Genomic DNA, 5,489 nt, shown 5'->3' with positions numbered 1-5,489 from the left:
TGGTGTGTGCGTGTTCTTTGAGAACTCAACAGTGTGTCGATGAATGTCAGTGCCGAATTTTGTATTTGGTGAAAGCATCCGATGTCGATGATCATCCGCTTGTGGTGGTTATGGTTGGGTGTTGTTTTATAGCTAGTTGAGTTTTTTTGCTAGTGATTTGGCTCTTATGTCTTTGACTGATTAGCAGCCTTCGGGTTGTGATATCTAGAGTCTTTTACGGAGAGTTTGATCCTGGCTCAGGACGAACGCTGGCGGCGTGCTTAACACATGCAAGTCGAGCGGTAAGGCCCTTCGGGGTACACGAGCGGCGAACGGGTGAGTAACACGTGGGTGATCTGCCCTGCACTCTGGGATAAGCCTGGGAAACTGGGTCTAATACCGGATATGACCTGCTCTCGCATGGGGGTGGGTGGAAAGATTTATCGGTGCAGGATGGGCCCGCGGCCTATCAGCTTGTTGGTGGGGTAATGGCCTACCAAGGCGACGACGGGTAGCCGACCTGAGAGGGTGACCGGCCACACTGGGACTGAGACACGGCCCAGACTCCTACGGGAGGCAGCAGTGGGGAATATTGCACAATGGGCGAAAGCCTGATGCAGCGACGCCGCGTGAGGGATGAAGGCCTTCGGGTTGTAAACCTCTTTCAGCAGGGACGAAGCGCAAGTGACGGTACCTGCAGAAGAAGCACCGGCTAACTACGTGCCAGCAGCCGCGGTAATACGTAGGGTGCGAGCGTTGTCCGGAATTACTGGGCGTAAAGAGTTCGTAGGCGGTTTGTCGCGTCGTTTGTGAAAACCCGGGGCTCAACTTCGGGCTTGCAGGCGATACGGGCAGACTTGAGTGTTTCAGGGGAGACTGGAATTCCTGGTGTAGCGGTGAAATGCGCAGATATCAGGAGGAACACCGGTGGCGAAGGCGGGTCTCTGGGAAACAACTGACGCTGAGGAACGAAAGCGTGGGTAGCAAACAGGATTAGATACCCTGGTAGTCCACGCCGTAAACGGTGGGCGCTAGGTGTGGGTTCCTTCCACGGAATCTGTGCCGTAGCTAACGCATTAAGCGCCCCGCCTGGGGAGTACGGCCGCAAGGCTAAAACTCAAAGGAATTGACGGGGGCCCGCACAAGCGGCGGAGCATGTGGATTAATTCGATGCAACGCGAAGAACCTTACCTGGGTTTGACATACACCGGAAAGCCGTAGAGATACGGCCCCCCTTGTGGTCGGTGTACAGGTGGTGCATGGCTGTCGTCAGCTCGTGTCGTGAGATGTTGGGTTAAGTCCCGCAACGAGCGCAACCCCTATCTTATGTTGCCAGCGCGTTATGGCGGGGACTCGTAAGAGACTGCCGGGGTCAACTCGGAGGAAGGTGGGGACGACGTCAAGTCATCATGCCCCTTATGTCCAGGGCTTCACACATGCTACAATGGCCAGTACAGAGGGCTGCGAGACCGTGAGGTGGAGCGAATCCCTTAAAGCTGGTCTCAGTTCGGATCGGGGTCTGCAACTCGACCCCGTGAAGTCGGAGTCGCTAGTAATCGCAGATCAGCAACGCTGCGGTGAATACGTTCCCGGGCCTTGTACACACCGCCCGTCACGTCATGAAAGTCGGTAACACCCGAAGCCGGTGGCCTAACCCCTTGTGGGAGGGAGCCGTCGAAGGTGGGATCGGCGATTGGGACGAAGTCGTAACAAGGTAGCCGTACCGGAAGGTGCGGCTGGATCACCTCCTTTCTAAGGAGCATTCTCCAGAAGATGTACCAGCACACAGGTGTTGGATGATGTTCTGGCAGAGCCCGTTTCGTTCCCATATGTGGAGCGGCGGGAGCTCACGGGTGGAACACTGACAATGAGATTGTGCGTATCGGTTGATCCTTGGTGGTCGGCCGGCGTGGTCTATATCGGCATACTGTTGGGTCCTGAGAGAACACGCGTGAGTGTGTTTCTTTCTAGGCAAGACATATACAGGATCTGGATTGTGGTCATACCGTGCCTCTTCGGGGGTGGCTGGTGCTGCAGTGAGTTCAGGTTGTGTGTGTTGTTTGAGAATTGCACAGTGGACGCGAGCATCTTTGTTGTAAGTAATGAAGAGCGTACGGTGGATGCCTTGGCACCAGGAGCCGATGAAGGACGTAGGAGGCTGCGATAAGCCTCGGGGAGCTGTCAACCGAGCTGTGATCCGAGGGTGTCCGAATGGGGAAACCCAGCACGAGTGATGTCGTGTTACCTGCACCTGAATATATAGGGTGTGTGGAGGGAACGTGGGGAAGTGAAACATCTCAGTACCCACAGGAAGAGAAAACAATTGTGATTCCGTGAGTAGTGGCGAGCGAAAGCGGAGGAGGCCAAACTTTGTGCGTGTGATACCCGGCAGGGGTTGCGTATGGAGGGTTGTGGGGTTTGCTTTGTCGATTCTGCCGGATCGGCCGACAGTAAGAAATCATGGTGTTAGTCGAAGTGGTCTGGAACGGCCTGTCGTAGAGGGTGAGAGTCCCGTAGACGAAAATACTGTGACTGTTGTAGTGAATACCCAAGTAGCAGCGGGCCCGTGAAATCTGCTGTGAATCTGTCGGGACCACCCGATAAGCCTGAATACTCCCTGGTGACCGATAGCGGACTAGTACCGTGAGGGAAAGGTGAAAAGTACCCCGGGAGGGGAGTGAAATAGTACCTGAAACCGTGCGCTTACAATCCGTCAGAGCTGGTGAACAGTTTGTTCTGTTGCTGGTGATGGCGTGCCTTTTGAAGAATGAGCCTGCGAGTTAGTGGCATGTCGCGAGGTTAACCCGTGTGGGGTAGCCGTAGCGAAAGCGAGTCCGAATAGGGCGTATCCACGTGAGTGGTGTAGTGGCGTGTTCTAGACCCGAAGCGGAGTGATCTACCCATGGCCAGGTTGAAGCGACGGTAAGACGTCGTGGAGGACCGAACCCACTTAGGTTGAAAACTGAGGGGATGAGTTGTGGGTAGGGGTGAAAGGCCAATCAAACTCCGTGATAGCTGGTTCTCCCCGAAATGCATTTAGGTGCAGCGTCACGTGTTTCTCATCGGAGGTAGAGCTACTGGATGGTCTAGGGGGCTTACCGGCTTACCGAAATCAGCCAAACTCCGAATGCCGATGAGTGAGAGCGTGGCAGTGAGACTGCGGGCGATAAGGTTCGTAGTCGAGAGGGAAACAGCCCAGATCGCCAGCTAAGGTCCCTAAGCGTGTACTAAGTGGAAAAGGATGTGGGGTCGCGAAGACAACCAGGAGGTTGGCTTAGAAGCAGCCACCCTTGAAAGAGTGCGTAATAGCTCACTGGTCAAGTGATCCTGCGCCGACAATGTAGCGGGGCTCAAGTACACCACCGAAGCTGCGGCACTCATACAATAGCCCGCATGTTCCTTACGAGGAGTGTGCCAGGTGTGTGGGTGGGTAGGGGAGCGTCGTGCAGCCATGGAAGCATCGGAGTGATCCAGGTGTGGAGGCTGTGCGAGTGAGAATGCAGGCATGAGTAGCGAAAGACGAGTGAGAAACTCGTCCGCCGAATGACCAAGGGTTCCTGGGCCAGGTTAATCCGCCCAGGGTGAGTCGGGACCTAAGACGAGGCCGACAGGCGTAGCCGATGGACAACGGGTTGATATTCCCGTACCCGTGTGAACGCGCCCATGGTGAATCAGTGATACTAACTGCCCTGAATCCATGTTACTGATCTCTTTCGAGAGTGAGGGGTGTGGTGGATGCGCAGGACCTGATCTGGTAGTAGCCAAGCGATGGGGTGACGCAGGAAGGTAGCTGGGCCAGTCAGTGGTAATACTGGTGTAAGCCTGTAGGGCGAACGGTAGGCAAATCCGCCGTTCATGATGCCTGAGAGGTGATGCGTAGCCGATTGAGGCGAATTCAGTGATCCTATGCTGCCGAGAAAAGCCTCTAGCGAGCTTTCACACGGCCCGTACCCCAAACCGACACAGGTGGTCAGGTAGAGAATACTAAGGCGATCGAGATAACTATGGTTAAGGAACTCGGCAAAATGCCCCCGTAACTTCGGGAGAAGGGGGACCCTGTCTGGTGATGAACTTTTCGTTCTGAGCTGGGTGGGGTCGCAGAGACCAGTGAGAAGCGACTGTTTACTAAAAACACAGGTCCGTGCGAAGTCGTAAGACGATGTATACGGACTGACGCCTGCCCGGTGCTGGAAGGTTAAGAGGACCGGTTAGTCACTTCGGTGGCGAAGCTGAGAATTTAAGCCCCAGTAAACGGCGGTGGTAACTATAACCATCCTAAGGTAGCGAAATTCCTTGTCGGGTAAGTTCCGACCTGCACGAATGGCGTAACGACTTCTCAGCTGTCTCAACCATAGACTCGGCGAAATTGCATTACGAGTAAAGATGCTCGTTACGCGCGGCAGGACGAAAAGACCCCGGGACCTTCACTATAGCTTGGTATTGGTGTTCGGTTCGGTTTGTGTAGGATAGGTGGGAGACTGTGAAGCGGTGACGCCAGTTACTGTGGAGTCGTTGTTGAAATACCACTCTGATCGTATTGGATACCTTAACCTCGGACCATGATCTGGTTCAGGGACAGTGCCTGGTGGGTAGTTTAACTGGGGCGGTTGCCTCCTAAAATGTAACGGAGGCGCCCAAAGGTTCCCTCAGCCTGGTTGGCAATCAGGTGTCGAGTGCAAGTGCACAAGGGAGCTTGACTGTGAGACTGACACGTCGAGCAGGGACGAAAGTCGGGACTAGTGATCCGGCACCGGCATGTGGAAGCGGTGTCGCTCAACGGATAAAAGGTACCCCGGGGATAACAGGCTGATCTTCCCCAAGAGTCCATATCGACGGGATGGTTTGGCACCTCGATGTCGGCTCGTCGCATCCTGGGGCTGGAGTAGGTCCCAAGGGTTGGGCTGTTCGCCCATTAAAGCGGCACGCGAGCTGGGTTTAGAACGTCGTGAGACAGTTCGGTCTCTATCCGCCGCGCGCGTAAGAAACTTGAGGAAGGCTGTCCCTAGTACGAGAGGACCGGGACGGACGAACCTCTGGTGTGCCAGTTGTTCCACCAGGAGCACCGCTGGTTAGCTACGTTCGGAAGGGATAACCGCTGAAAGCATCTAAGCGGGAAGCCTGTTCCAAGATGAGGTTTCTCACCCCCTCGAGGGGGTAAGGCCCCCGGCAGACCACCGGGTTGATAGGCCAGAACTGGAAGTTGGGTAACCGATGCAGGTGACTGGTACTAATAGGCCGAGGACTTACCACAAAGAAGCTACGCGTCCACTGTGCAATATCTGAAACAGCACACGTTTCAGTATTACAATTGAATGAACCAACACCATCCACCCACCGTTTACGGTGCGTGTGCATGGACCGTTGTGTTCCGTGTGTAACTGTTTCATGGAGTTACGGCGGCCATAGCGGAGGGGAAACGCCCGGTCCCATTCCGAACCCGGAAGCTAAGCCCTCCAGCGCCGATGGTACTGCACTCGACAGGGTGTGGGAGAGTAGGACACCGCCGAACA

At 55.1% G+C, this 5,489-nt stretch carries 3 rRNA genes; all 3 read left to right on the top strand.

Annotated elements, in window-relative coordinates:
• The first annotated feature begins 213 nt into the window (after nt 1-213).
• The 3 genes from O1W68_RS21455 (at nt 214) to rrf (ending at nt 5,488) form a co-directional block, all read left to right on the top strand.
• Nucleotides 214-1,731: ribosomal RNA gene (locus tag O1W68_RS21455) — 16S ribosomal RNA — on the top strand.
• A gap of 341 nt (nt 1,732-2,072) precedes the next feature.
• A 23S ribosomal RNA gene (locus tag O1W68_RS21450) occupies nt 2,073-5,230 on the top strand.
• Nucleotides 5,231-5,371: 141 nt separating this feature from the next.
• Nucleotides 5,372-5,488, top strand: a 5S ribosomal RNA gene (rrf, locus tag O1W68_RS21445).
• The 16S, 23S and 5S rRNA genes sit together here, the layout of an rRNA operon.
• The last annotated feature ends 1 nt before the right edge of the window (nt 5,489 follow it).

Source organism: Rhodococcus sp. H36-A4 (genome assembly GCF_027158005.1).
Taxonomy (GTDB): Bacteria; Actinomycetota; Actinomycetes; order Mycobacteriales; family Mycobacteriaceae; genus Rhodococcoides.
Note: the sequence above shows the minus strand (reverse complement) of the source record. Positions and strands in the feature narration are given on the sequence as shown.